At 41.4% G+C, this 25,054-nt stretch carries 24 protein-coding genes and 1 riboswitch; of the genes, 21 read left to right on the top strand and 3 right to left on the bottom strand.

The genetic code is table 11. The features are described 5' to 3' along the window. The first annotated feature begins 62 nt into the window (after positions 1-62). The 12 genes from CALPO_RS0107400 to CALPO_RS0107340 all read left to right on the top strand — a co-directional run bounded on the left by CALPO_RS0107400 (position 63) and on the right by CALPO_RS0107340 (position 13,343). Positions 63-1,187, top strand: a complete 1,125-nt coding sequence (locus CALPO_RS0107400) for a GerAB/ArcD/ProY family transporter (RefSeq protein WP_026486740.1) — start codon at positions 63-65, stop codon at positions 1,185-1,187. Positions 1,188-1,355: 168 nt separating this feature from the next. After that, positions 1,356-1,601: a TM1266 family iron-only hydrogenase system putative regulator gene (locus tag CALPO_RS0107395; protein WP_026486739.1), complete on the top strand. Its 246-nt coding sequence runs from the start codon at positions 1,356-1,358 to the stop codon at positions 1,599-1,601. 4 nt (positions 1,602-1,605) lie between these two features. Beyond that, entirely contained in the window at positions 1,606-2,646 is a 1,041-nt protein-coding gene (gene hydE, locus CALPO_RS0107390; protein ID WP_026486738.1) for a [FeFe] hydrogenase H-cluster radical SAM maturase HydE, read from the top strand. A 50-nt stretch (positions 2,647-2,696) separates the two neighbouring features. Continuing rightward, the gene (gene hydG, locus CALPO_RS0107385; RefSeq protein WP_026486737.1) at positions 2,697-4,115 is read left to right on the top strand and encodes a [FeFe] hydrogenase H-cluster radical SAM maturase HydG; all 1,419 of its coding nucleotides are present in this window, start codon (positions 2,697-2,699) and stop codon (positions 4,113-4,115) included. Between the two features lie 256 nt (positions 4,116-4,371). Further along, positions 4,372-5,691, top strand: a complete 1,320-nt coding sequence (locus tag CALPO_RS0107380; RefSeq protein WP_026486736.1) for an ABC transporter substrate-binding protein — start codon at positions 4,372-4,374, stop codon at positions 5,689-5,691. Between the two features lie 59 nt (positions 5,692-5,750). After that, positions 5,751-6,668: a carbohydrate ABC transporter permease gene (locus CALPO_RS0107375; protein ID WP_051585913.1), complete on the top strand. Its 918-nt coding sequence runs from the start codon at positions 5,751-5,753 to the stop codon at positions 6,666-6,668. A gap of 15 nt (positions 6,669-6,683) precedes the next feature. Next, a complete protein-coding gene (locus tag CALPO_RS0107370; protein WP_051585912.1) occupies positions 6,684-7,526 on the top strand; it encodes a carbohydrate ABC transporter permease in 843 nt (280 codons plus the stop codon). Between the two features lie 57 nt (positions 7,527-7,583). Beyond that, positions 7,584-9,332 (top strand): glycoside hydrolase family 2 protein, encoded by a 1,749-nt coding sequence (locus CALPO_RS0107365; RefSeq protein ID WP_026486733.1) that lies wholly within the window; start codon positions 7,584-7,586, stop codon positions 9,330-9,332. 303 nt (positions 9,333-9,635) lie between these two features. Beyond that, entirely contained in the window at positions 9,636-11,300 is a 1,665-nt protein-coding gene (locus CALPO_RS0107355; RefSeq protein ID WP_026486732.1) for a type 2 periplasmic-binding domain-containing protein, read from the top strand. A gap of 82 nt (positions 11,301-11,382) precedes the next feature. Further along, positions 11,383-11,514, top strand: a complete 132-nt coding sequence (locus CALPO_RS15125; RefSeq protein ID WP_281172761.1) for a hypothetical protein — start codon at positions 11,383-11,385, stop codon at positions 11,512-11,514. After that, positions 11,466-12,296: a uroporphyrinogen decarboxylase family protein gene (locus CALPO_RS0107345; RefSeq protein ID WP_407638228.1), complete on the top strand. Its 831-nt coding sequence runs from the start codon at positions 11,466-11,468 to the stop codon at positions 12,294-12,296. The genes CALPO_RS15125 and CALPO_RS0107345 overlap by 49 nt, the downstream gene beginning before the upstream one ends. 201 nt (positions 12,297-12,497) lie before the next feature. Continuing rightward, a complete protein-coding gene (locus tag CALPO_RS0107340; RefSeq protein ID WP_026486730.1) occupies positions 12,498-13,343 on the top strand; it encodes a uroporphyrinogen decarboxylase family protein in 846 nt (281 codons plus the stop codon). Positions 13,344-13,391: 48 nt separating this feature from the next. On the opposite strand, the gene CALPO_RS0107335 is transcribed toward CALPO_RS0107340, so the two are convergent. Then, complete coding sequence (locus tag CALPO_RS0107335) at positions 13,392-15,746, bottom strand: beta-galactosidase (RefSeq protein WP_026486729.1); 2,355 nt, start codon at positions 15,744-15,746, stop codon at positions 13,392-13,394. A gap of 272 nt (positions 15,747-16,018) precedes the next feature. Between CALPO_RS0107335 and CALPO_RS0107330 the strand changes: the two genes are divergently transcribed. From CALPO_RS0107330 to CALPO_RS0107320, 3 genes are all read left to right on the top strand, one after another. Continuing rightward, positions 16,019-17,080, top strand: coding sequence for a sugar phosphate nucleotidyltransferase (locus tag CALPO_RS0107330; RefSeq protein WP_026486728.1), 1,062 nt, complete (start codon positions 16,019-16,021; stop codon positions 17,078-17,080). A 66-nt stretch (positions 17,081-17,146) separates the two neighbouring features. Continuing rightward, complete coding sequence (locus CALPO_RS0107325; RefSeq protein ID WP_026486727.1) at positions 17,147-18,313, top strand: glycosyltransferase family 4 protein; 1,167 nt, start codon at positions 17,147-17,149, stop codon at positions 18,311-18,313. 8 nt (positions 18,314-18,321) lie between these two features. Then, the gene (locus tag CALPO_RS0107320; RefSeq protein ID WP_026486726.1) at positions 18,322-19,428 is read left to right on the top strand and encodes a glycosyl transferase; all 1,107 of its coding nucleotides are present in this window, start codon (positions 18,322-18,324) and stop codon (positions 19,426-19,428) included. 18 nt (positions 19,429-19,446) lie between these two features. On the opposite strand, the gene CALPO_RS0107315 is transcribed toward CALPO_RS0107320, so the two are convergent. Continuing rightward, positions 19,447-20,385 carry an AEC family transporter gene (locus tag CALPO_RS0107315; protein ID WP_026486725.1) on the bottom strand — a complete coding sequence of 313 codons (939 nt, stop codon included), beginning with the start codon at positions 20,383-20,385 and terminating at the stop codon, positions 19,447-19,449. 12 nt (positions 20,386-20,397) lie between these two features. Continuing rightward, complete coding sequence (locus CALPO_RS0107310; RefSeq protein ID WP_026486724.1) at positions 20,398-21,177, bottom strand: alpha/beta hydrolase; 780 nt, start codon at positions 21,175-21,177, stop codon at positions 20,398-20,400. Between the two features lie 127 nt (positions 21,178-21,304). Then, positions 21,305-21,363, top strand: a riboswitch (Fluoride riboswitch). 52 nt (positions 21,364-21,415) lie between these two features. On the opposite strand from CALPO_RS0107310, the gene CALPO_RS15120 reads away from it, so the two are divergent. The 6 genes from CALPO_RS15120 (at position 21,416) to CALPO_RS0107280 (ending at position 25,030) form a co-directional block, all read left to right on the top strand. Further along, complete coding sequence (locus CALPO_RS15120; RefSeq protein WP_281172760.1) at positions 21,416-21,538, top strand: CrcB family protein; 123 nt, start codon at positions 21,416-21,418, stop codon at positions 21,536-21,538. After that, positions 21,535-21,882: a DUF190 domain-containing protein gene (locus tag CALPO_RS0107300; RefSeq protein WP_026486723.1), complete on the top strand. Its 348-nt coding sequence runs from the start codon at positions 21,535-21,537 to the stop codon at positions 21,880-21,882. Before CALPO_RS15120 ends, CALPO_RS0107300 begins: the two co-directional genes overlap by 4 nt. Before the next feature lie 35 nt (positions 21,883-21,917). Continuing rightward, positions 21,918-23,096, top strand: a complete 1,179-nt coding sequence (locus CALPO_RS0107295; protein WP_026486722.1) for an MFS transporter — start codon at positions 21,918-21,920, stop codon at positions 23,094-23,096. Between the two features lie 82 nt (positions 23,097-23,178). Next, positions 23,179-23,550, top strand: a complete 372-nt coding sequence (locus CALPO_RS0107290; protein WP_035172464.1) for a GntR family transcriptional regulator — start codon at positions 23,179-23,181, stop codon at positions 23,548-23,550. Continuing rightward, positions 23,550-24,245, top strand: a complete 696-nt coding sequence (locus CALPO_RS0107285) for an ABC transporter ATP-binding protein (RefSeq protein ID WP_026486720.1) — start codon at positions 23,550-23,552, stop codon at positions 24,243-24,245. Before CALPO_RS0107290 ends, CALPO_RS0107285 begins: the two co-directional genes overlap by 1 nt. Continuing rightward, on the top strand, positions 24,242-25,030 hold the full coding sequence (locus CALPO_RS0107280) for a hypothetical protein (protein ID WP_026486719.1): 789 nt from the start codon (positions 24,242-24,244) through the stop codon (positions 25,028-25,030). Before CALPO_RS0107285 ends, CALPO_RS0107280 begins: the two co-directional genes overlap by 4 nt. Positions 25,031-25,054 lie beyond the last annotated feature (24 nt).

The raw sequence follows: 25,054 nt of genomic DNA, 5'->3' as shown, positions 1-25,054 counted from the left end.
ATTATTTGCACTGCTTTGAAATAATATAATTGAATAATTTTAGATTCAAATGAGGGGTATTTGTGTCAAAAAACGGGCGAGGCTATAGCATGTCCAGTGAAAAGATATCAAGTGTGCAGTTTATGTACATAATAGTGGTTTTAATTGTTACAACGGCGGATATGTTCCCACCGTCAATAGTAGCTGTTTTATCGGGTAGGGATGCCTGGGCGGCTGTATTGATATCTACTGTGATTGCACTTTTTATGATATACGTGTTTATAAAATTAGGAGACATGCATAAGGACAAGACTTTAATGGAGTATGCCGTAGACCTTTTAGGCCGCGTTTTGGGTAGGTTAACAGGTTTACTATACGCAGGTTATTTTATATACCTCAACTCCATCGCACTGCGGGAGCTGGGGGAGATGCTGAAATCAGCTTTTTTAATTAAGACGCCTATAACTGTGATTTTAATTACTGCTTCTATCGTGATGTGTTATGGAGTCTATTGCGGCTTTGAGGCTATAACGAGGGTTATCGAACTAGGATTTTTCATGGGGATGGGCCTTCTGGCATTTGTTATAATATTTTCTATTCCTATGGCGGATTTCTATGAATACCTGCCTGCTTTTGAAAATGGGATCATGCCTTCTTTAAAAGGAGCTCTAGTTTTGTTGTCCTATTTTGGAGAAAGTGCGTTGATTCTGATGATATATCCTGCTATAAGCAACAAAGATAAGGCGATGCCCGCTGGCTTATTGGCTGTCTTACTTTTGGGGTTGATATTAGAGTCGGGGACCATTGCCATTGCCGTATTTGGACCTATAGCCACGTCCAAGATCTTATTTCCGGCTCTTCAGCTGGTGAGGATGATAAACTACGCTGAGTATTTTCAGAGGCTTGACGCTATTATACTGGCTCTATGGGTAGTTGGCATTATGTTAAAGCTTTTGCTGTTGTTGAATACAGCCAATGCGTGTGTATGTCAGCTAGGAGGGCTAAAGGATCCTAAACCTACTATAATTCCATTGGGGCTTCTGGTTTTATCTCTGTCGGAGTTATTTTTTGACAACGTCTCGGATGTCTATTATTACCTTATGAGGTCCTATCCTTATTCTCTTTTTATAAGCGCAGGTATTCCCCTTTTGCTGTTCATAGTGTCTTTTTTAAAAGGCTATAAATTTAAGAGGACACCTGGAACTTGACTTACAGGTAAAAATATGTTAATATTATAACAAACAAAGTTTAATATTCATCCTGACTTAGAGGGGTAGTACCTGATAAGAAGGGAGGCGTAATTTACTTATATTTTGAGCAAATAAGCGAATTAGGTCTACCTTTTTAAGGTAGGCTTTTTTAGTTGGGGTGAGACAATGGAAAAGCGTATTGGCGTTATCGGCATAGTGGTAGAGCATAGGGAGCAGGTGGCGGATAGCCTAAACAGGATATTGAGCGAGTACGGGGATATAATCGTGGGAAGGATGGGTATACCTTATAGAGATAGGGGGCTTTCGGTTATATCCCTTATAGTAGACGGAACCACCGATGAGATAGGGGCTCTTACGGGAAAATTGGGAAATTTAGCCGGTGTTCGGGTAAAGACGGCACTTACGAGGTGATTATATGGATTACTTTGAGCTGGTAGACAAGGCCTATAAGGAACATAATCTTGCGAAAGGCGAAGTGATGAGGCTGTTGGAGCCCAAAGGGGTGGAAGAGGAGGCGTACCTTTTTAAAAAGGCGGATCAATTGAGGCATGAGTGCGTGGGCGACTGTGTGCATTTGAGAGGGTTGATAGAGTTTTCCAGTCACTGCAGGAGAAATTGCAAGTATTGCGGCTTGAGGCGCGATAATGTGTCCCTAGAGCGATACAGGCTGTCTCCTGAGGACATTGTGAAGATCGCGCACAATGCGGCATTGCTGGGATATAAAACCATTGTGCTGCAATCGGGCGAGGACGAATTTTATACAGCGGATGTTATGGCGTATATTATAAAGGAAATAAAGAAAATAGCCGATGTAGCTATAACCCTGTGCATTGGAGAAAGAAGCTATGAAGAGTACAAGATCATGAAGGAAGCGGGTGCTGATAGGTATCTTTTAAAGTTCGAGACCGCTAATCCTGGTCATTACAGGGAAATGCACCCTGATATGAGTTATAAAGACAGAATCGACTGCCTTATGGCACTAAAGGATTTGGGTTACGAGGTGGGATCAGGGGATATAGTAGGTTTGCCTGGTCAGACGGTAGAACATTTGGCTGAGGACATTATGCTTTTAAAGGAATTGGATGTGGAAATGGCTGGTATAGGTCCTTTTATACCCCATCATAGCACCCCCTTTAGAGATGAAGCCAGAGGAACGCTGGAGATGACGTTGAGGATGGTGGCTATTACAAGGCTTATGCTGCCTTATGCCAATATCCCTGCCACCACAGCGGTGGGCACCATTCACCCTCAGGGTAGGCAGAAAGCGCTGATGGCAGGGGCTAATGTGGTGATGCCCAATGTGATGCCTCCTGAGTACAGGCCCAGATACGAAATATATCCATCCAAGATATGCATAGGAGAGAAGCCTTCCCACTGCCGCCTGTGTATTGAGGGGATTATAAGGTCATTGGGAAGGGAAGTCGGCCAGGATTACGGAAGCTATAGGGGCAGGTGAAGCGTACTTTTTAACAAGTCGCTCAATTATCATGAGAGGAGATGTCGTATATGATAAAGGTGGAAGAATGGGAAAGGGCGGATTTTATAGATGAAGACCTGATATACAGGCTTCTGGAGGAGGGCAAGAAGCGCCAGTTTGATGTGGACAGGATAATCGAAAAGTCCCTTGAAGCTAAAGGGCTGACGCCCCTTGAGGTAGCGACCCTGTTGCAGGTGGAAGACGAGGGCGAACTGGAGAAGGTGTATAAGGCGGCCCGTATTATAAAAGAGAAGATATACGGAAAGCGCATAGTGTTGTTTGCACCGCTTTATATAAGCAATTACTGTATTAATAACTGCGCGTATTGCGCCTATCATAGGACTAATGACAAGATCAAGAGGAGAAAGCTCACCATGGAAGAGATAGCTGAAGAGGTGAGGATTTTAGAAACCCTTGGACATAAAAGGATTGCCCTTGAACTGGGAGAAGACCCTGTTAATAACCCTATAGAATACGTGGTTGATGCTATAAAGACCATATACGCTACGCAGAAAGACAGGGGGAATATAAGGAGAGTAAATGTAAATATAGCGGCGACTACCATCGATGAATTCAAAAAGCTTAAAGAAGCCGGCATAGGCACATATGTGCTGTTCCAGGAGACATATCACAGAGAAACGTACAAAAAGGTACATCCCATGGGGCCTAAATCCGATTATGATTGGCATACCACAGCTATGGATAGGGCTATGAAGGCGGGGATAGACGATGTGGGATTGGGCGTTTTATTTGGGCTATATGACTACAAGTTTGAGGTAATGGGCTTGATATTTCACTCCAAGCATCTGGATGAAACCTTTGGGGTAGGGCCCCATACCATATCGGTTCCCAGGTTGAGGCCTGCGGAAGGCGTGTCCTTTAAAAATTATCCGTATATGGTTTCTGACCGTGATTTTAAAAAGCTGGTAGCTATTATCCGTTTGGCGGTGCCTTACACGGGGATGATACTGTCTACAAGGGAAGCTCCTGGCTTTAGAGATGAAGTGATTTCTGTGGGTATATCCCAAATAAGCGCTGGCTCTTGTACCGGCGTAGGAGGGTATGCGGAGGAATACGAAAAGAAAGGGGAAATGGAGAAAACAGCTCAGTTTGAGGTAGGCGATAACAGGAGCCCTGAGGAAATCATAAGGATGCTATGTGAGTCTGGTTATGTGCCTAGTTACTGTACCGCTTGCTATAGAAGCGGCAGGACTGGTGAGAGGTTTATGGCATTGGCCAAAACGGGCAATATACAGAATTGTTGTCAGCCCAATGCCCTCCTTACATTTAAAGAATACCTAGAGGATTACGCGTCAGATGAGACAAAGAGGGTTGGCGAAAAGGTCATCCAGGAAGGGCTTAAAGAGATAAAGAGCGATAGGGTGAGGCAGATAACGGTGGAGCGTTTAAAAAAGATAGAGCAAGGACAAAGAGACCTGTACTTTTAAAAGTACAGGCCTTTTTTATATAGAGGAGAAAAACGGAGAAAAAATAAGAAAACGAGAGTAAAATTCTGAAAAAAAAAACGGAGAATATTCGGCTAATTTGATCAAATTTAGGCTTTGAAAATGTTTTTATGGAAGGTTATTATAAGCTTAGAAAGTTTATTAAAGATTTGAAAAAAGAAGGGGTGATTTAAAAGAGAGGGGAGATAACTGTAAGAAAGTGTTTAATTTATTTTTGAAAATAAAGGAGGATGGTTTTGTGAAAAAATTTAAAAATTTATCATTAGTATTAGTTTTTGTGGTCACTTTTATGTTTACATTAAGTGGTTGTTCCAATAAATCTTCGGTAACAGCAAGTAAGTCACAATCAAAGACGAGTTCGGCGAGTTCGTCATCGAGCAAAATACAAGTAGTATATTGGAATTTATTTACTGGTGGCGATGGCGATACAATGAATGAAATTGTAAAAGAATTTAATAAAGAGCATCCTGATATAGAAGTTATAGCGCGCATTCAGGAATGGGGAACTTATTATACGAAACTTCAAGCTGCGATAGCAGGTGGAAATGCTCCTGATATAGCTATTTCGCATTCATCTAGATTGCCGGAATTAGTAGATAAAAAAATCGTTTATTCACTTGATGAATATGCGAAACTTCTTAACATTGATTGGTCTGCTTTTAATCAAAATATACTGGATTCCACTATATTTAATGGCCAACATTATGCAATTCCATTAGATGCTCATCCGCATATCTTGTATTATAATAAAAAATTATTAAAAGATGTGGGGTTATTAGGTCAAGATGGTAAGCCAATAATAGAGCCGGGTCCCGATGGTTTTATTAAATTTTTAACGCAAATTAAACAAAAGGCTCCCAAAGGTGTTATTACGATGGCACTTCCTTCGTCAGGAGAAGATGCTTATCGTACTTGGTGGGCTTTATATAACCAACTAGGAGGTCCTGGGCTTTTAGATCAAACCGGTAAAAAGGTTATAATTAACAATGAACAAGGGAGAAAGGCTGCGGAATATATTTTAAACTTTTTTAAGAGTGGTTTAGTGCCAATTAATCTTCAGAATACTTATCAACTTTTCCAAGGTGGTAAAGCAGTTCTTTTACCGACAGGTGTTTGGGCTACAGCACAGTTTGAAACAACAAAAAATTTAGATTTTGGAGCTATGTCATTTCCACAAATATTTGATAAGCCTGCTACTTGGGCCGATTCACATACTTTTATAATACCGGTACAGAAAAAAGGTAAAGATGATAAAAAAATTAAAGCTGCATTAACGTTTGCTAATTGGGTAGTACAGCATGGATGGATGTGGTCAAAAGCAGGGCATATTCCGAGCGTTACTTCTGTAACAGACTCAGAAGAATTCAAAAAATTACCTTATAGATCAGATTATGCAAAAGCGGCTAGCGAAGCAGTATTTTTACCTCAATCGACTAAGACATGGCCTATTAAAGATGCATTAGTACAAGATTTGGATTTAATTTGGGCAAAAAAGATCCCTGTTGATAAAGGCTTGGAAAAAGCGGTACAAGACATGGAAAAAATACTTAATAGATAATATATGTGTATCTAGGGGTAACCCTAGATACAATTCTCGTTAATGGGAGGAAATAAAGTATGAATATTGCTATAGCTCGTAATACAAGTACGAGATATGGAAAAACAAAGAGAATTTACAATGATTTGTTAGCTGCAGGATTTTTGGCTCCTTATTTTGTATTTTTTATCGTATTTACATTAGCTCCTATTTTTTATGGTTTATGGGTAAGCTTTAACAAATGGAGTTTAACGGGGAGAGAGAGTTATGTTGGATTTGATAATTATCTAACAACTATTAAGGATGTGGATTTTTGGTTGTCATTATGGCATACAACTTTTTTTACTATTATTTCAACACCTGTATTAGTGATTTTACCTTTGTTATTAGCTTTGATCTTGGACCAAAATCTTAAGGGAAAAACTGCTTTGCGGGCGATTTTCTTTATACCCAATATTCTTTCTGTAGCGGTTATTAGTAGTGCATGGGTATTTATGCTACAACCATATACAGGATTTTTAAATTATCAATTGCACCAATTAGGCATTAAGTCTGAACCATTTTGGTTAAATGATCCTAAACTTGCCTGGTTTTCTATTGTACTTATTACTACGTGGTGGACGATAGGCTTTAATATGATTTTGTTTTTAGCGGGGTTACAGGATATACCGCAGGAACATTATGAAGCTGCTGCCATAGATGGTGCAAGTCCATGGCAGATGATAAGATATATAACGTTACCTGCTTTGAGAGGTTTAATACTTTTGATAACAATTTTACAAATTATTGCTTCATTCAAAGTCTTTGGGCAAATATGGTTGGTAACTCGTGGTGGTCCGGGTAATGCAACAAGGCCTATTATACAATATATATATGAAACAGGCTTTACCAGTAATGAACTGGGTTTAGCAAGTGCTATGTCGTTTTTGTTCTTTATTGTGTTAGTGGTGCTTTCATTTTTGCAGGTCAAATATTTCGGTAAAAACAGTAACGATTAAAAGAGGTGATATTTGATGGTAGAATATGTTGGTACTAAAAAGTTGACTATAGGTAGAATTGCTTTATACTTTGTAGTTTATATATTAGCTATATTATGGATGATCCCTCTTATTTGGATGATAATTACATCTTTAAAGCCGCAAGGAAGCCCTGTAACTGATGTAGCTGAATGGTTTAAATTGCCTTACACATTTGAAAATTATGTTTATGTATTTGAAAACGCACCTATCCTTAGATGGACATTTAATAGCGCATTTGTGGCTATTGTTGTTACTGCTTTTAGTTTGCTTTTTGCGTCATTAGCTGCATTTGCTTTATCTAAGATTAATTTTAGATATAAAGATGTTGCCTTTTGGCTGATTCTAAGTGGTATGATGGTACCAGGCGAAGCTGTGATTATACCTTTATATATGGAAATTAATAGTATGAATCTGCTAAATAGCTATTGGGCATTAATTTTGCCATCGCTTGCCGGGCCCTTAGGTGTTTTAGTATTAAAGGAGTTTTTTGATGGAATACCAAACGAATTAATGGAGGCTGCTACAATAGATGGTTGCAGTATGTTTGGGATATGGTGGAGGATTTTCTTGCCGCTGTCAAAGGCGTCATTATCATCTTTGGCGATATTCACGTTTTTAGGCTCGTGGAATAATTTCCTATGGCCGTTTTTATCAATTACTTCAGATAAAATAATGACATTGCCTGTAGGTTTACCTAATTTTATGAGTTCATACTCCCAGGATTATGTAAGGCCCATGGCGGCGAATGCTTTTGCTTCTTTACCTGTTATTATAGTATTTCTATTTTTCCAAAAAAACATTATAAAAGGCATAACTTTGTCAGGTTTGAAAGGATAAAAGCTTTTCAAGTCGAAAATTAATAAAGAGAATATTGTGTTAGAGGAGGTTGTGTTCATGAGCGATATACCAAGGCCAGAATATCCTAGACCCGATTTTGTGAGAAAGGACTGGCTAAATTTAAACGGTACATGGGACTTTGATTTTGACGATGACAACGTAGGGGAGAGCCAGAAATGGTATTTAAATCACAATTTTGCGGAGAAAATCGTGGTTCCTTTCTGTTTTGAAAGCGAGTTGAGCGGTATAGGGGATACATCACGACACGATCACATATGGTACAAACGCGCTTTTAGCGTGCCTGCGGCGTGGAAATCAAAAAGGGTATTTCTTCATTTCGGGGCGGTGGACTATATTGCAAAAGTATGGATAAATGGGATTTATGTTGGCAGCCATAAAGGCGGTCATACACCTTTCAGCTTTGATATAACAGATGCCCTGAAATGGGATGGAAACGAGATGTTGGTGGTAAAAGCCGATGATATCTCGGCGGATAAAAAGCAGGCCAGGGGTAAACAGACATGGATGGACGAGCCTTTCGGGTGCTGGTATACCAGGACCTCCGGTATATGGCAGACAGTTTGGTTAGAGCCAGTTGACGAGAGGCATATAAAAGGTGTGCATATAACACCTGATATCGATCGTCGAGAAATCGATATAGAGATAAGAGTAAGCGAAAAGGCCATTGGATGCAGCGTGAAGACCGATATATCCTTCCAAGGTATATCGATATCCTCGAGCACATTAAAGTGCATAGGCGCCAACTTAAAATTCTCCATGAATGTAGAAAGCAAGGATTTTGAATGGGGAATTAGGCTATGGAGTCCTGAAAGTCCCAATCTATATGATATAGAGTTTGCCTTAATAGACAATAGCGGACTTGTAATCGATAAAGTGTCTAGCTATTTTGGTATGCGCAAGGTATCTGTAAAAGATGGCAGGGTGCTTCTGAATAATCATCCTTACTATCAGAAGCTTATTTTAGATCAAGGTTATTTCCCTAAATCAAATCTTACAGCCCCTGATGAGGAGGCTTTAATCAACGATATAAAGATGACAAAAGCCTTTGGATATAATGGCGTAAGAAAGCACCAGAAAGTAGAAGATCCTGTATATCTATATTGGTGTGACAGGCTGGGACTTTTGGTTTGGGGCGAGATGGCATCGTTTTACGAGTTTAGCGCTGAAGCCGCTAACACTTATATCAAGGAATGGCAGGAAATAATTGAAAGGGATTATAACCATCCTTGCATCATAGCGTGGACGCCTTTTAACGAATCCTGGGGTGTGCCCGATATATTAGTAGATAAAGCACAGCAGGATTATACAGTAGCAGTGGTAAATATGATACGCTCCCTGGATTCCACGAGGCTGGTTATATCCAACGATGGATGGGAACATACAGATACAGACCTTTGCACCATACACGACTACAGGGCAGATGGCGATGATTTTATCAAAGCATATGCCGATAAAGAAAAAATGTTGAATGGAGCGCCGGCAGGCAGGTTCATTTTTGCCAGCGGTTACAGTTATAAAGGTCAGCCTGTATTGATTACAGAATACGGTGGAATAGCGTTTGAGTCTGATAAAGGTTGGGGGTATGGCAAAGGAGTGGCTGATGAAGAAGAGTTTTTGGAGCGATTCAAAAAGATTACCCATGCTATAATGTCAACAGATTATATTTGCGGTTTTTGTTATACACAACTTACTGATGTACAGCAAGAAGTTAACGGCCTGTTGACGTACGACAGAAAACCCAAGATTCAGCCTGAAAAGATTAAGGCAATTAATGAAGGGAGATAAGCAGTCCACTGAAATTGTGGACTGTTTTTGTTCTGTGCCCGGTATGTAATGTGACGGGCACATGATTGAGCGAATTTGAACTTTGAAAATGTTTTTGCAAAAAATTATAATTGAATTAAGCATAATACCTATCTAAAATTAATATATTTTAAGAGGGGAGGGATTATCCATCAGATAAACGATTTCCGAAATCCGATGCCTGAAATTCCTCAAAACAAAATTGCCGGTAAAGAGCCTGAACATGGTGAAAGTAATGATAAGCGTAATAAAAAGTAAAAAGTAAAAAAGGGGGAGTCATGTATAATGAAGATTAAAAGAGCGCTAATTATAGCGTTGTGTGCAATTTTCACGTTTTCAGTGCTCACGGCGTGTGGCAGTAAGCAATCTTCAAGCAGAGGGAAGAGTTCTTCCAGCTCTAGGGGCAGTCAGAGCGACAAGATAACGGAGATAAAGCTTCCCATAGTTAAAGAGCCGCTTACGCTTACGTTCTGGAGAGCGATGGATCCTAAAATGGCGGCGACTATGAAAGATTTTGGTGAGATAAAAGCTTATCAAGAGATAGAAAAGCGCACAGGTATTCACATTAAGTTTTTACACCCACCAATGGGGCAGGAAAGCGATCAGTTTAACCTGATGATGGCGTCCAATGATTTACCTGATATTATTTATCACAGTTGGTGGACAGCTCCAGGTGGCCCAGGGAAATATCTTAACGATGGTTCAATTATAAAATTAAATGACTTGATTGACAAGTACGCTCCTAATTTTAAAAAACTGCTCGAAGAAAATCCTGATATAAAAAAACAGGCGGAATTAGATGATGGAACTATATTCTGTTTTCCCTTTATACGCAGTGTGGGTGCTTTGATAAATGCCAACTGGGGACCGCAATTGAGAAAAGACTGGTTGGATAAATTGGGTTTGCAGGTTCCCAAAACTGTAGACGATTGGCACAATACGCTGGTGGCGTTCAGGGATAAGGATCCTAACGGTAATGGCAAAAAGGACGAAATACCATTTACAGGCAAAGGCTCTAATGGTCAGGGTATATTAGATTTAGGCAACTTTACGCCGGCGTGGGGTATATTAAATGGCTTTTACGTGGACAATGGCAAGATAAATTACGGGCCCATGCAACCGGCATATAAAGATTTTTTAAGGACCATGGCTCAGTGGTATAAGGAAAAGCTAATAGATCAGGATATAGCTACCAATGACAATAAGGCCTTTGATTATAAGATTACAAATAATCTTGCAGGTTCGTATTTTGGCCTACTGGCTGGCAATATGGGGAGATATCTGAATTTAATGAAACCGAAGCAGCCCACTTTTGATCTGGTAGGTGCTCCCTGGCCCATTGGACCGGCAGGAAAATCATATACTACTTCGACCTTAAACCTTAAGGTTATGAATGTGGGGGCGGCTATTAGCTCAAAAAATAAACATCTAAAAGAGACTATACAGTGGCTTGATTATCAGTATAGTCCAGAAGGGCATATGCTCCTCAATTTTGGCATAGAGGGCCAGAGTTATAATATGGTAGACGGTTATCCCAAGTATACGGATATAATTTTTAAAAATCCTAATGGCTTGTCATACGATCAGGCATTAGCACAATGGGCTCCTGCTATTTCTAGTGCTCCTATGGATCAGGATAAGCGCTATTATGAACAGATTTTGCAGTTACCGGAGCAAAAAGAAGCAGGGTTTACCACGTGGTTAAAGGCTGATCCTTCCCTTACTGTACCACTTATAACGCCGACGGAAGAGGAAAGTCAGAGATTGGCCTCTATAATGAATCAGATCAATACGTACCAACAGGAGATGATGGGTAAATTTATAATGGGAAGAGAGCCGCTTAGTGACAGCACATGGAATAAATATGTAGATACAATAAAGGGCATGGGTATAGATGAGGCTATAAAGATCCAAAACGCAGCATTAGAAAGATATAACAAGAGGCCATAAATATAGGATAGTAATGAATGCAGGCTAGAGGTCTCATATGTTCTCTAGCCTATGTTTTGTAAAAAAAGGGGGAAGTTGATTTATGACTGTAAAGGATATGTTTATAAAAGCATTGACATTTGACTCTACTGATAAAGTACCCTTGATGCCTGGGTATCCCAGAGAATCTACGCTGAAAGCCTGGCATGTATTCGAGAGGCAAAGGATTTTGTAACTCGAAAATGGCATAAATTCCCGGTAGAAGATCACAAAGATTGGGAAGACATGCAAAAAAGATATGATGTAGATACACCTGGTCGCTTTCCAGAGGACTTTTTTCAGAGATGTAAAGAGTTAAACTATAGAGATTACCCTTTAATTTTAAGTATAAATGGACCATTTTGGCAGCTAAGAGAGTGGTGTGGTTTTGAAAAGTTATGCATGCTTATGATCGATGATCCGGATTTTGTGAAAGAAATGGCTAATTTCTGGGGAGATTTTGTTTATAAAATGCTCGATAGGGTACTTGCGTATGTTACGATAGATAAAGTCACAATTGCTGAGGACATGGCGTACAAAGGCCATAGCATGATATCGCCTAAGATGATATATGAGTATTTGGTACCTGTTTATGACAAATGGATATCAAAATTTAGAGATAACGGATGCCAGATTATATCAGTGGATAGCGACGGTTACATAGCGGAATTAATACCGATATGGATAGAAGTAGGTATAAACTGTACAGAGCCAGTGGAAGTAGCAGCAGGCAATGATATTGTGCAGTATAGAAAGACGTATGGGAGAAAAATGGCTTTTATGGGTGGTATTGATAAAAGGGCCATAGCAAAAGGAGGCAAGGTAATGGAAGAAGAAGTCATGCGAGTTGTACCTCCTTTGCTCGAAGAAGGTGGGTACGTACCTGGTTGTGACCATGGGGTTCCACCGGATATTTCATGGCCTGATTACATTGAATACGCAAAATTGCTGGCCAAATTAACAGGATGGCTTAAATAAGAGTTATAATTTATAAAAAGCTGTTAGAAAGGTGGGTCTTAAATGACGAGTAAAGAGATTATAATCAGGGCACTGGAATTTTCTGGGCCCGAGCGCGTAGGTTGAGATTTCAACTCTCCATATCCCAGTGATTTTAAATGGGTAGGTCCCACGTCACCCCATAGGTGGGAGTGGGGAGATTATCCAGAGCTCAGAAAGCTGGTGCCGGACTTTAAAGGTCAATTGAGGAAGGATGAGTTTGGCAACATATGGGGCAGATTAGAAGGGCTGTCAAAAGGGGAAGTGATAAAAGGAGCACTGGAAGATGACTGGGAGCTTTTAAAAAGCTATAAGCTTCCGGAATTTTACACCGATATAGCGTACTACGAGAAGGCTAAAGCCGTGATAGAAGACAACAGGGATAAGTATATAGTTGGAGGGTTACCTGGCTTTCCCTTTGCCATCATGAGGTATTTGCGCCGCATGGAGAATTTCTTTGTAGACATAATGTTAAACGAAGAAGAGGTATTAAAGCTAAACGAAATGGTTGTGGATATGCTGGCGAAGATGATAGACATATACGGAGAGATAGGCGCAGATGGGATAGGGTTTGCCGAGGACTGGGGTACGCAGGAGGCATTGCTAATAAACCCCAAGACGTGGAGGAAGCTGTTTAAGCCGTCGTTTAAGTACCTGATAGAGAGGGCGCACAGCAGGGACATGCACGTATTGATGCATTCGTGTGGGTACATATACGAGATAATACCTGACCTGATAGAAGTAGGAGTAGACGCGTTGCAGCTGGACCAACCGGAGCTTATGGGAGTAGAGAGGTTAGCGGAAGAGTTTGGAGGCAAAGTAGCCTTTTACAGCCCTGTGGACATACAGAAAGTGATGCAGACAGGGGACAAAGAGCTGATACAGAGTGAGGCCAGGAAAATGATAGAGCAGTTTGGGAAATTTAACGGAGGGTTTATAGCCAAGGACTATCCCCAGTGGGATGCCATAAACGTCAAAGAGGAATGGGCACAGTGGGCCAGGGAAGTGTTTATGGATTATTGCAATTAGCCGCTGATGTTATAAGGGTTGGCAATTAATCGCCAACCCTTTGTTCTTTCAATTAAATATAGGTCTTACTTTAGCCTGTGTTATATTACACGTTAGTTTCGAAGTAAACTCCGGCCATTGTTGAATGTAAATCCTTTTGTTCTTATTGAGAGGGGAAATCTTTAATTTTAAATTCCTGTCTTCCAGTTTTTTTACGCTTATCTGGAATGTATTTACCCCGTCGTAAAAATCATCGTTTAAGATCTGGCCTTTATAATACGCCTGAATGACGTCTCCGATGTATTCGAGTTCAAGGATGGCGTCATCCAGTTCTTGTAAATTTGTTACATCCCAGGAGATGTTATACTGCTTTGCGCAATACCTTTCACTTTCATCCATGAACATGTACTTGTCGTATAAATCTGTTTGAAACCCTTGTTCTTTGATTTCAATACGGCTTTTTGATTGGACAAAAGAAAAATTTACCTTACAGAATCTGCCTGACGCTGTCTGTTCTATTATATGCCCGTTGAAATGAACGCTTTTATCAAGCTTTGGATAAAAGACAAGACTGCCATGGTTTTTTTCTCCATATACAATTATCTTATTGCCTTCAAAGCGAAGGTTGTGACTTTCGCTTATTATTATCACTTCTCTATTTAGTAGCTTTGCTTTCCAGCAGCTTTCCGCCTGTTGCTGGGTTAGTGTGTAGATTAGTATCTGTTTTCCGGTTTCTGGCGCAGTAAAGCTAAGGGGATACTCGATGCCTAGGGGGATATTGGATATTATAGTCCTGTTTCCTCTTACCTCTATGTTGACCCCTTTTGTATCACAAGTTACATGTCCTGATATATCCTTTTTAAATACATACTCAGGATTTACGCCATCGCAGACCTTAAAGAAGTAAGTTGATTTGTTCTTTTCTCTATCCTCTACTTTGCAAAGGGGCTGAACGGTAGCTGATTCTAGCGTAATTCCTCCAATGTCAAGGTTAAAGGGCCAGAAAAAGTATGCGCCTTTTGGCAAGTCAAAGGGCTGTGAAGGTATGACAATTTTTTCTCCGTCCATGAGGTCTATCGTTACCTGGATTTTAGGTATGTCTTGTATGCCGGGGTACCTCTGATGATTTGCGAAAAACACAAAGCCTTTTTTACCATCTGAACGAACGGCCATCCTGGGTGTCGTGGTGTCATACCTGTTAGCTGGCAATACATCAGGAAAATACACGCCCATGGGCGCAATAGTCTCACCAAAGTCATGGGCAAACATATGCAGGTTTCTGAGCTTATGATAATGTGGCCGCACCTGGCCGTATTGACCAATAGGTGCCTGAAAGTCGTAGGAAATCACGGGATAATCGTTGGGATAGCCGGTTTCTTTGCTCTCCTGTAAAGTCGTCAGTTTACCGATGGAATGTTTGCCGCCGTGGAACATATAATAACCTAGCAGGTTGCAGCCACAGCCCAGTTTTATTGTTGCCATTGATGCCACGTCATCAGAATTTATCACAGGTCGCCTGTGATAAGTTTTTTGATTTCCTCCACCTAACTCACAGGTTATATAAGGATAGTCGCTGTAATCAGTATCCTTACTATTGTCTTTTATTCCAGCACCCTCTTTTTTAAAAAGGTCATTTCCGATGGACGAGTCATTTCTAATGTCTGTAAAAAAGAAATTGGGATTGGGCAAAAGCTCATGGGTGTGCTGTTCCCATGGGGCTTCAGGATAGCCCCCAAATGAAGGGATGACCTCGCCGGAGGGAAATTTGGCCCCGCCGTTGGCTCCCCAACCGGTTACGGTATAAATAGGTACATGCATGTCCAGCTGCTGGGCTATTTCTTTTAGCGCTTTTATGTGCTTCTTATCATCGTAAAGCTCGTTTTCTAACTGTATGCCTATTATAGGGCCACCATCCTTAAAATACAACCCCTTAATCTGAAGAGCTATTTGTTCATACCACCTCCTGGCGTAATATAGGTATGTGGGGTCATTTGTCCTCAGCTTGCATCCTTTTTTTAAGAGCCAGTCGGGGAATCCGCCGTTTCTGCACTCGGCGTGAGCCCATGGCCCGGGCCTTAAAAATACAAACATGTTGTATTTATGGCACAGCTCAACAAATTTCCTTAAATTCTTATTGCCGCTCCAGTCAAAGTGATTTTCGATCTCCTCGTGGTATATCCACAAAACGTATGTAGCCACAATATCCACGTTGCACGCTTTAATTTTAAGCAGTTCTCTTTCCCACAGGTCTTCGTCGCAGCGCGAAAAATGGAATTCGCCCATTATTGGCAGCCATGGCTTGTCGTTTTTCTCTATAAATTTCTGGTTTACTCTGATTTTAAGTCCTTTATTTTCACAGCTAAATGGCAAGTACGTGATTGCGTTTTCCCTTTTGTCGACCTTTAGTTTTAACGTCCAGCTCATCTTTATACCTTCTTTCATCCATCGTTTTTACATAATATGAGTTTAACACTTAATGATTTAAAAGAAAAGCAAATTTTTATTATTGACAAACTGGATAATTTTATATAAAATAAAATTGTTAGCACTCATTAATGTTGAGTGCTGATAGCTTATTATGATCTAATTTTATGCTATTAAACCACATGTCTTCTAAAAGCCTGGTGTATATATCGATTTATATATAAATACTTTATATAAACTTAATAAAATTTAGGGAGGTGAATTTACATATGGTGAAGGCGCTTCTACTTGCAGGAGGCAAGGGCACGAGGTTGCAACCGCTGACTTATAAATTGCCAAAACCTATGGTCCCTATTGTGGGCAGACCTCTTTTGGAGAGGATCATATTGAATTTAAAGTCCAGCGGCATTGAAGAGGTAGTCATAAGTACTTGTTATAAGTCTCAGTACATCAAAAATTACTTTAAGGAAGGTCAGGACCTAGGGGTAAAAATTCACTATGTATCAGAGGCGACTCCTCTGGGTACCGGTGGCGCGATAAAAAACGCGGAGAAGTTCTTTGACGATACGTTTGTTGTGCTGAATTCTGATATAGTAAGTGATGTGAATTATAGGGATTTAATTGAGTACCACAGAAGCAAGAACGCTATAGCTACCATTTCCATGACATCCGTGGATAACCCCTCTCAGTACGGCGTGATAGAATTTGATAAAGACAATTATATTAAATCCTTTAAAGAAAAACCAAAACCCGGCGAGACAGACTCGCACTGGATAAATGCTGGTGTGTATGTCTTTGAGCCAGAGATATTCGGCGAAATCCCAGGCAAAAAAGTGGTGTCTGTGGAGAGGGATACTTACCCGGCACTTTTGCAGAAGGGCTATAAGATGGCTGCGTATCAGTTTTACGGATATTGGCTGGATATAGGTACATTGGAGAAGTACACAAAAGCCCATAAAGACGTATTGAGCGGAAAGTGCAATTTCTGCCGGTTTAGTGATAAAATAAAAGAGAGCGGTGATAGGGTGATCGTGGAAAAAGGAGCAGAAGTTCACCCCCAGGCAGAAATCATTGGCCCTGTTTATATAGGGGAGAATGCCGTGGTGAAGTCCGGCGCTAGAGTGGGTCCTTACACGGTGATAGGTAATAATAGCATTGTGAGCGAGAACAGCAAGGTGATAGGCAGTATACTGTGGGATAACGTCATAGTAAGCGAAGGGGCTGAAGTGGTGAGCTCCGTGGTGGTATCCGATTGCTGTATAGATTCAAATAGCCGCATTTTCCACACCGCTTATACAAACGATGTTTATACAGAAGGACTGCAATTGATATAAAAATAGCTCATAAAAATATACCATATGAGAGAGGAGGGATCCTGGTTTAATTAGCCAGGCGTTAAGATGGTTAAGAACATTGAAAAAGGCCTTAAAGTCGCTTTCCTGACTACGTATCCGCCGAGGGAGTGTGGGATAGCCACATTCTCTCAGGATTTGATAAAGGCTTTAAAAAAAGCCTGTTCCAACTGTAGCCTAGAGGTTATCGCCGTAAACGATGGCCATTACGATTATAAAGAGGATGTGGTGTATGAGATCGACCAGCACAGGAGAAGTGACTACATCCAACTGGCTGATAAGATTAATGGATCTGACATAGACGTATTAGTGATAGAGCATGAATACGGTATATTCGGAGGAGATTGGGGAGAATACGTTCTTGATTTAATTGAAGGCGTTAAAATCCCCATTGTCACGTGTTTACACACGGTTTTATCCAGTCCTTCAGAAAAGCCCAAAGAGATATTGGCCAAAATCGGTGAAAAGAGCGCAAAGGTAGTCACCATGGCACGCAACACCGTGGAGTTGCTTACGGGAATTTACGGGATACCTAGGGACAAAATAGAGATAATACACCACGGTGTTCCCATGAGGGATGTGGAGCCAAGAGAAAGATTAAAACAAAAACACGGATACGGAGGACGGCCTGTAATCAGTACCTTTGGGCTGATAAGTCCCGGTAAGGGTTTGGAGTACGGTATACAGGCTATAAGTAAAGTAGTTGAAAGGCACAGAGATGTGCTCTATTTGATCTTGGGGCAGACCCATCCCAATATAAAGAAAGAGCAAGGGGAAAGCTATAGGGAGAAATTGATTGCGCTGGTAAAGGAGCTGAAGCTGGAGGACAATGTAAAGTTCATAAACAAATACCTGACTAAAGATGAGATAATAGAATACCTTCAGCTATCAGACATCTACATGACACCTTATCTTGGCAGAGAACAGGCTGTGAGCGGGACGCTAGCTTATGCTATTGGATACGGTAGGGTTGTGGTTTCCACTCCTTACAGGTATGCCGAGGAGATGCTGGCAGAAGGGAGGGGTATGCTGGCCGATTTTAAGGATTCGGAATCCCTGGCAAAATGTATACTGTATGTGCTCGACAATCCTGAGAAAAAGAAGGAAATGGAAGAGAAAGTTATAGAGCTGGGGAAAGAGATGACATGGGATAAGGTAGCCGAGCGATATAATGAGCTTTTTATGGAGGTAGCCCGTGAAGCAAAGGAGGTGTAGTTCTGCTGATGGAAGATATGGTTGCAGTAAATACCGACCACCTTTTTAACTTAACTGACAGCATAGGTATTTATCAGCATTCCAGGTATTCAGTTCCAGATCCCAAACACGGGTACACTACCGATGACAATGCCAGGGCGTTGATTGTGGCTGTAGCCCTTTACGAGATTTACAGAAAAAAAGAGTATCTGGAACTGATTTATAGGTATACATCTTTTTTGCTTCATGCGCAAAACGACAGCGGCAGGTTCAGAAATTTCATGGATTGTGAGAGGAATTTTATAGACAAAGAGGGTACCGAGGATTGCTTTGGGCGGACTATATGGGCCATAGGGTATACTTTGGCAGGAGAAAGCATTCCGTCAGGGGTAAAAAATGCATGTGGTCATATGATGGCAAAAGCATTGCCCAACGTACTGGACCTAAAGTACATCAGGGGTATGGCATATACCCTTATCGGCTTAAGCTATGTGAGTTCGTATGCTCAGAAAAATGTATTTGGCGGCGGTGACGATGGCACAAGTGATGTGCCTTGGATTAATAGATGGGATATAAAAGGGCTGATGAGGACTCTGGCGGATAGGCTGGTAGCTAAGTATAAAGACAACAGGGAGAATGGCTGGTATTGGTACGAGGATATGCTGACTTACGGCAACTCTATGTTGCCTTGGGCGCTTTTTGAGGCTTACAAAGAGATCCAAAACAAAGAGTACCTTGATGTAGCTCAGGAAAGCTTAAAATTTTTGGAGGATATATACTTTAGAAATGGCTATTTTAAGCCTATAGGTTGCAAGGGATGGTTTATAAAAGGGGATAAGCCGGCTGATTTTGACGAGCAACCCATTGAGGCCGGTGAGACCGCGTTGATGTATTTTAGCGCCTTTAAGTTGCTTGGCGACAGCTATTACCTTGACAGAGGGCTTCAAACGTTTAATTGGTACCACGGTGAAAACTCCCTTAGAGTAAAGCTCATTGACCAGGATACCGGTGGATGTTACGATGGTATAACTCAAAAGGGGTTGAATTTAAATGAAGGGGCAGAAAGCCTGGTATCGTACCTGATGACAGCGCTAGAGAGAAATCGCATGAGCACACTCTTTCTAAAGGGGAACTGAGCGATCAGTCCCCCTTTATTACATAATGGACATATAAATAGGTATGACCAAAAGGCTCAGCGCGGTGGTGAGGGTGACCATCATGGCGGCAAATCTATGGTCACCGTTGTAAGCTCTGGATACGATAGCGATTTGAGTCATCACGGGAAGTGACGATTGTATTACAAACACCTTTTTCATAAGGGGATTAAGAGGAAAAAAATGCAGTGCGGTAAATGCCAGCAACGGCGATACGATAAAGCGTCCGATAAATATCAGGAAGATTTTTTTGTCAAATTTTATGTGTTCTATACCCGTGTTATGTATTACGATACCTGTGAAAAGCATGGATAAGGGCGTGGTAAGGTCGCCTATGTATTTAAAGGTGTCCATGGCAAAGCGAGGTAGCTTTATACCTATAAGTATGAGCAGCACCCCTGTAATAAACCCCATAAGGGCAGGGGATAAAATTTTTTTTACGGTCTCCGGAGAAAACAGAGGCATCTTCTCGTCTCTATTTCCATCCCGTATAATGCCGTATATGCCTATGGTCCAGAACAAGCTGGTATTGGCTACATAATACAGCAAGACATAGGGTATGGCTTTATCGCCAAACAGAGACTGGTTTACAGGTATGCCGATGAAGATGGTGTTAGAAAAAGCGAATAGCGCTGCGAACAAGCCCCGTTCATGGTTCCCTATTTTGAAAATATACGATACCGCTAAAGCCAGTATGTATGCGATGAATATGCTGATAAACGCTGCTAGAGAACCAAGCCCATAGTGCAGCAGCTTATCCCGCGTAAAGGTGCTCATGAGATTGGAGATCATAAGGGCTGGTAGAGATACGTTTACTACTATCCTGGAGAAAAGAGCGGCGGCTTTATCGTCAAACCAGCCCTTTGCTGTGAGGATATAACCTGTAATGATCATTATGAGTATTGTGAGTATGCCCTGTGCGGCACTTAGAGCTGCCATCACTTTGCCACCTTATAATGGAAGCCATTTTAAAACGCGCTGTATGTACTCATCCCAGAAACCCCATTCGTGCTGGCCGGGGCCTTCCTCGTAAGTGATGTCGAGGTTTAACTTTTTACAGTAATCCCTAAACGCTATGTTTTCGTTATAGAGGAAATCTTCCGTGCCGCAGCACTGGTAGAGCTTGGGCTTTGGCCCTCCTGAGTTTGCCACTTTTGCGGCCAGGTAAAAAAGGTCGTTGTCGCTGCCTTCTATGGACTGGGGATCGCCGAATATATTGTACATCTCTTCAGCAAACATAGGGGCTGAGGCGTTTTTTGCGTGAGAGACGATGTCCATTACCCCAGATAAACTGGCAGCGGCGGCGTACCTGTCAGGACACCTTAAGGCTAATTTAAAAGCGCCGTAACCACCCATAGACAGGCCTGCTACGAAATTGTCTTCCCTCCTGTCTGACAGAGGGAAAAACGATCGGGCCAGTGCCGGCAGCTCTTCGCTTATGAATGTCCAGTAGCGGTAACCGTTTTTCATGTCTGTGTAAAAGCTCCTGCCTACAGCGGGCATGACCACGGCTAATCCTAATGGCGCCACATACCTTTCTATAGAGGTTCTTCTCAACCATATGGTATGGTCATCGGAAAGCCCGTGAAGCAGGTACAGAGTCGGATGCTTTGAAGATACGGTGCGGCCTTTCATGCCTATTTGATTGCTGGTAGCCTGAGGTAAAATCACATACATAGATGTAGAGACGCCTAATACTTCAGAAAAAAAGTCACAATGTATCAGTGCCATATATATACCCTCTCTCCCATAAGATTTTACTCATAGTATACATTTTTTTTGAGCGCCAGACAAGTGTACTGAAGGTTTTCTATCTTGTTTTTTGCATACGCATATGATATTATATTTGTGTACGCAATCGATTATAGGCGATGGAGCTCGCCGTAAATGCTGTGTGCTGATGGCTCCTGCTTTACAAAATTAAAAGCAGGAGCCATTTTATTTTTGGGAATAGGAGGGGGATTTTGATTTGTATAGAATAATATTAGTAGGTGCTGGAGGCTTTATCGGAGCATCATTGAGGTATATTATCTCGGGTTTATGCGTAAAAGTTTTTGGGGATGCATTTCCCTATGGGAGGGGATCTAGGTGAATATCAAGGGCAAAGGGAAATTGTTGAAAATTTTTATCGGGGAATCAGATCAATGGCACGGTGAGCCTCTCTATCACGCTATAATAAAAAAAATAAAAGAAAACGGCCTTGCAGGTGCAACGGTTATACGGGGGATAGAGGGTTATGGTGCCAACAGCAGATTGCACAGTGCCAGGCTATTGAGGCTTTCGGAGGATCTGCCGATAGTTATTGAAGTGGTGGATGTGGAGGATAGGATAAACAGTATATTGAGTGTGCTGGATGGGATGATAAAGGAAGGGCTTATGATCGTCATACAGGACGTGGAGATATACAAATACGCCGGAAATAAAAAGCGCAATTAAAAGATCATAGGTATCATGATGGGGGAGGTATTTTTTTGTCTAATCGTGAAAAGGATTTCATGTTTTTTATGGTGGCAGGGGCTTTTCTGGGCTTTGCATCAGGTATTTCTGATTCTACGCTAAACAACTACTTGAACGAGGTTTTTAAGGTTTCTCCATTGCAAAGGGGGTGGATTGAATTTCCCAGGGAATTGCCCGGCCTTTTAGTTGTATTTATGGCTGGATTTTTATCCTTTTTAGGCGATGTGAAGATTGCGGTTGTGGCTAACATAGTCGGCGCATTGGGACTATTGGGTATCGGCTTTTTTTCTAAATCATTTAACATTCTATTGTTTTGGCTGGTGCTGTACAGCGTGGGGCTTCACCTGTACCTACCGGTATCTTCCAGTATAGGGATGAGTTTGTCTCGAGATGAAGACATGGGGAGGCGACTGGGGGCCTTAAATTCGGTGAATACCGTTGGGACAGTTATAGGCTGTTTGGCCGTTTTGTTGGGTTTTGGCCTCTTCAGGATAAATTACAGGATAGGCTTCTTCGTCGCCGCCATGGCATTTGCCGTGGCAGCCATCTTGACTTTTAGAATGCACCTGGAGAAGCCCAGAGTCGCAAAGCCAAGATTTGTGTTTAAAAGGGAGTACGGATTGTTTTACTGGCTTAACGTATTGTTTGGAGCCAGAAAACAGGTATTTATAACCTTTGCCCCGTGGGTGCTCATAAAGGTTTTTGATCAAAAGGTGGAGGTGTTTGCCGTATTGGGCATTGTAGGCGCGGTTATAGGAGTCTTCTTTAAGCCCTTAGTAGGAAAGCTTATTGACAGCATAGGCGAAAAATACATCCTTATGGGCGAGGCATTTGCCCTTATATTTATAAGCCTAGGCTATGCATATCTGGGCCAATGGAAAGAGGAAGGAATTGCGCTTTATGTGGCTTTTGGCTGTTACATAATCGATCAGATGCTTATGGCTGTGGGCATGGCCAGATCCACGTACATAAAGAAAATAATAAATGACCCTGAGGACCTTACGGCCACGCTATCCACTGGCGTCAGCCTGGATCACGTGGTTTCCATGAGCATACCTACTGTTGGGGGGTTGGTATGGACCTTGTTTGGCTACAAGTACGTGTTTTTGGGTGCAGCGGTAATCGCCGCATTGAACCTTATATCTACGTCGTTTATAAGCATAAAAAGTGAAAAATCCCATTTGCCAATGTAGGCTTATTGACAAATGTACAGTAATAGTGTACTATATTAATAGTACACTATTACTGTATTTATGTAGGAGGTGATTTGAGATTGTGAGCACATCAGAATTTGACGATAGGGCACCCATTTACGTACAGATTATGGACATCATAAAACGGGATATCGTAACAGGTAGATTGAAAGGCGGAGATAAATTGCCATCAGTAAGGGAAATCGCTGAAAGGCTCAAGGTCAATCCTAATACGGCTCAGAGAGCCTATCAGGAGCTGGAAAAAGAGGGCATCACGTATACTCAAAGGGGGCTTGGCTCTTTTGTCACCGAGGATGAAACTATGATAAGGGGTATAAAGGCAAAGATGGCCAGAGAAATAATTGCTTCATTTATCAAAGGGATGGAGAGCATCGGTTATAACAAAGAAGAAATGTTGGATGCATTGAAAAAGTATTTAGAGGAGGGGGTTTAATGAGTACTGTACTTAAAGCTACAGATCTCACGAAAAAATATTACCGCAAGACAGCTTTGAATAAAGTGAATATAGAGCTGGAGGAGGGCAAAATTTTAGGCTTATTGGGTCCTAATGGCAGTGGAAAAACCACTTTTATTAAAATAGCGACAGGTCTTTTAAAGCCTACGTCAGGGGAGATCACTATTATGGGAAAACAACCGGGGATGTATACTAAATCATTTGTGTCATATCTTCCCGATGTAAACTTCCTTTACAGGTGGATGAAGGTAAGAGACGCTGTAGATTTTTTCAGGGATTTCTACGCTGATTTCAACGTTGATAAGGCCGAAGAGCTTCTGAAATTCATGAATTTAAATCCCGATGACAGCATCTCCTCTTTGTCTAAAGGTATGATGGAGAGGTTAAATCTGTCACTGGTTCTGGCCAGGGAGGCTAAGCTGTATATCCTTGATGAGCCGTTGGCGGGGATAGATCCTAACTCCAGGGACAGGATAATTGATGCCATTATAAGCAACTACAGGTCGGAAGGAGCCATGATTATATCCACTCATCTGATAAAGGATATAGAGAAGGTATTTGACGATGTGGTGATGATATCCAACGGAAACATAGTTATAAAAGGGAATGCGGAGGAGTTGCGGGCTGAGAGGTCCATGTCAATTGAAGAGATATTCAAGGAGGTGTTTGCATGAATCTGTTAAAGCTCCTGAAGTATGAGTTAAAGGGCAATGTAAGGTTAATGGCTCTCTTTGCTAGTATACTGGCTATATGGGAAATTTTTTTGATGACAAGGATAGGCGTCTGGAAAGATGGAATGGCATTTATGCTATCAACAATAACCTTTATCGGCGTGGGGTTTTTGGTGCTGATTTATGGGGTAGGGGTGTTCAGGAAGGAGCTAAACGACGACACAGGGTATCTTTTGTATTCACTGCCTGTCAGCGGTTATGACATAACAGGGGCAAAATTGTTGATGGCCACGGTGATATATGTGGTATATACTTTACTGGCTGGTTTATTTTCGTGGGCTATTTTCTTACTTACCCTAAATGATGACAGGTTTAAGCGTTCGGTATCCATGGTAATTCCCGGTAATATTTTAAACGATGCTTTAATCAAGAATTCAGGTATCATAATGTACACCTACATTTCGGTATTGCTTTTTATGATTGGCCTGTGGTTGTTGAGCTATTTGTCTACTATTTTAAGCAGGGTGTTTTTCTATAAAAAAAGGTTCGGCGGTCTTATGGCATTGGGTATATTTATAGCTATAGCCTGGCTTATAGGTAGACTTTATTATGTCGTTATTGCGGTTTTTCCGTGGACGTACAATTTGACTATGGCCTATGAGCATGCGATGTGGGGTTTTAGATTTGATGTGCCGATAAATATTGCAGGGGATATCTTTAGTGTGTTGATTCTGGTGCTTTTATATGTGATCACATCGCATATGGTGCACAGGCGATTGGAGCTTTAGTTAATGTACAGCCTCAACCCGCCC

The sequence above is a fragment of the Caldanaerobius polysaccharolyticus DSM 13641 genome (genome assembly GCF_000427425.1).
GTDB classification, from domain to species: Bacteria; Bacillota; Thermoanaerobacteria; order Thermoanaerobacterales; family Caldanaerobiaceae; genus Caldanaerobius; species Caldanaerobius polysaccharolyticus.
Note: the sequence above shows the minus strand (reverse complement) of the source record. Positions and strands in the feature narration are given on the sequence as shown.

Bases quoted from the DNA above. Each gene is read 5' to 3' on its own strand.
- CALPO_RS0107315 (WP_026486725.1), bottom strand. From the start codon at position 20,385: ATGGCAGCTCTAAGTGCCGCACAGGGCATACTCACAATACTCATAATG.
- CALPO_RS0107355 (WP_026486732.1), top strand. From the start codon at position 9,636: ATGAAGATTAAAAGAGCGCTAATTATAGCGTTGTGTGCAATTTTCACG.
- CALPO_RS0107395 (WP_026486739.1), top strand. From the start codon at position 1,356: ATGGAAAAGCGTATTGGCGTTATCGGCATAGTGGTAGAGCATAGGGAG.
- CALPO_RS0107365 (WP_026486733.1), top strand. From the start codon at position 7,584: ATGAGCGATATACCAAGGCCAGAATATCCTAGACCCGATTTTGTGAGA.
- CALPO_RS0107370 (WP_051585912.1), top strand. From the start codon at position 6,684: ATGGTAGAATATGTTGGTACTAAAAAGTTGACTATAGGTAGAATTGCT.
- CALPO_RS0107325 (WP_026486727.1), top strand. From the start codon at position 17,147: ATGGTTAAGAACATTGAAAAAGGCCTTAAAGTCGCTTTCCTGACTACG.
- hydE (WP_026486738.1), top strand. From the start codon at position 1,606: ATGGATTACTTTGAGCTGGTAGACAAGGCCTATAAGGAACATAATCTT.
- CALPO_RS0107280 (WP_026486719.1), top strand. From the start codon at position 24,242: ATGAATCTGTTAAAGCTCCTGAAGTATGAGTTAAAGGGCAATGTAAGG.
- CALPO_RS0107310 (WP_026486724.1), bottom strand. From the start codon at position 21,177: ATGGCACTGATACATTGTGACTTTTTTTCTGAAGTATTAGGCGTCTCT.
- CALPO_RS15125 (WP_281172761.1), top strand. From the start codon at position 11,383: ATGACTGTAAAGGATATGTTTATAAAAGCATTGACATTTGACTCTACT.
- CALPO_RS0107375 (WP_051585913.1), top strand. From the start codon at position 5,751: ATGAATATTGCTATAGCTCGTAATACAAGTACGAGATATGGAAAAACA.
- hydG (WP_026486737.1), top strand. From the start codon at position 2,697: ATGATAAAGGTGGAAGAATGGGAAAGGGCGGATTTTATAGATGAAGAC.
- CALPO_RS0107285 (WP_026486720.1), top strand. From the start codon at position 23,550: ATGAGTACTGTACTTAAAGCTACAGATCTCACGAAAAAATATTACCGC.
- CALPO_RS0107320 (WP_026486726.1), top strand. From the start codon at position 18,322: ATGGAAGATATGGTTGCAGTAAATACCGACCACCTTTTTAACTTAACT.
- CALPO_RS0107335 (WP_026486729.1), bottom strand. From the start codon at position 15,746: ATGAGCTGGACGTTAAAACTAAAGGTCGACAAAAGGGAAAACGCAATC.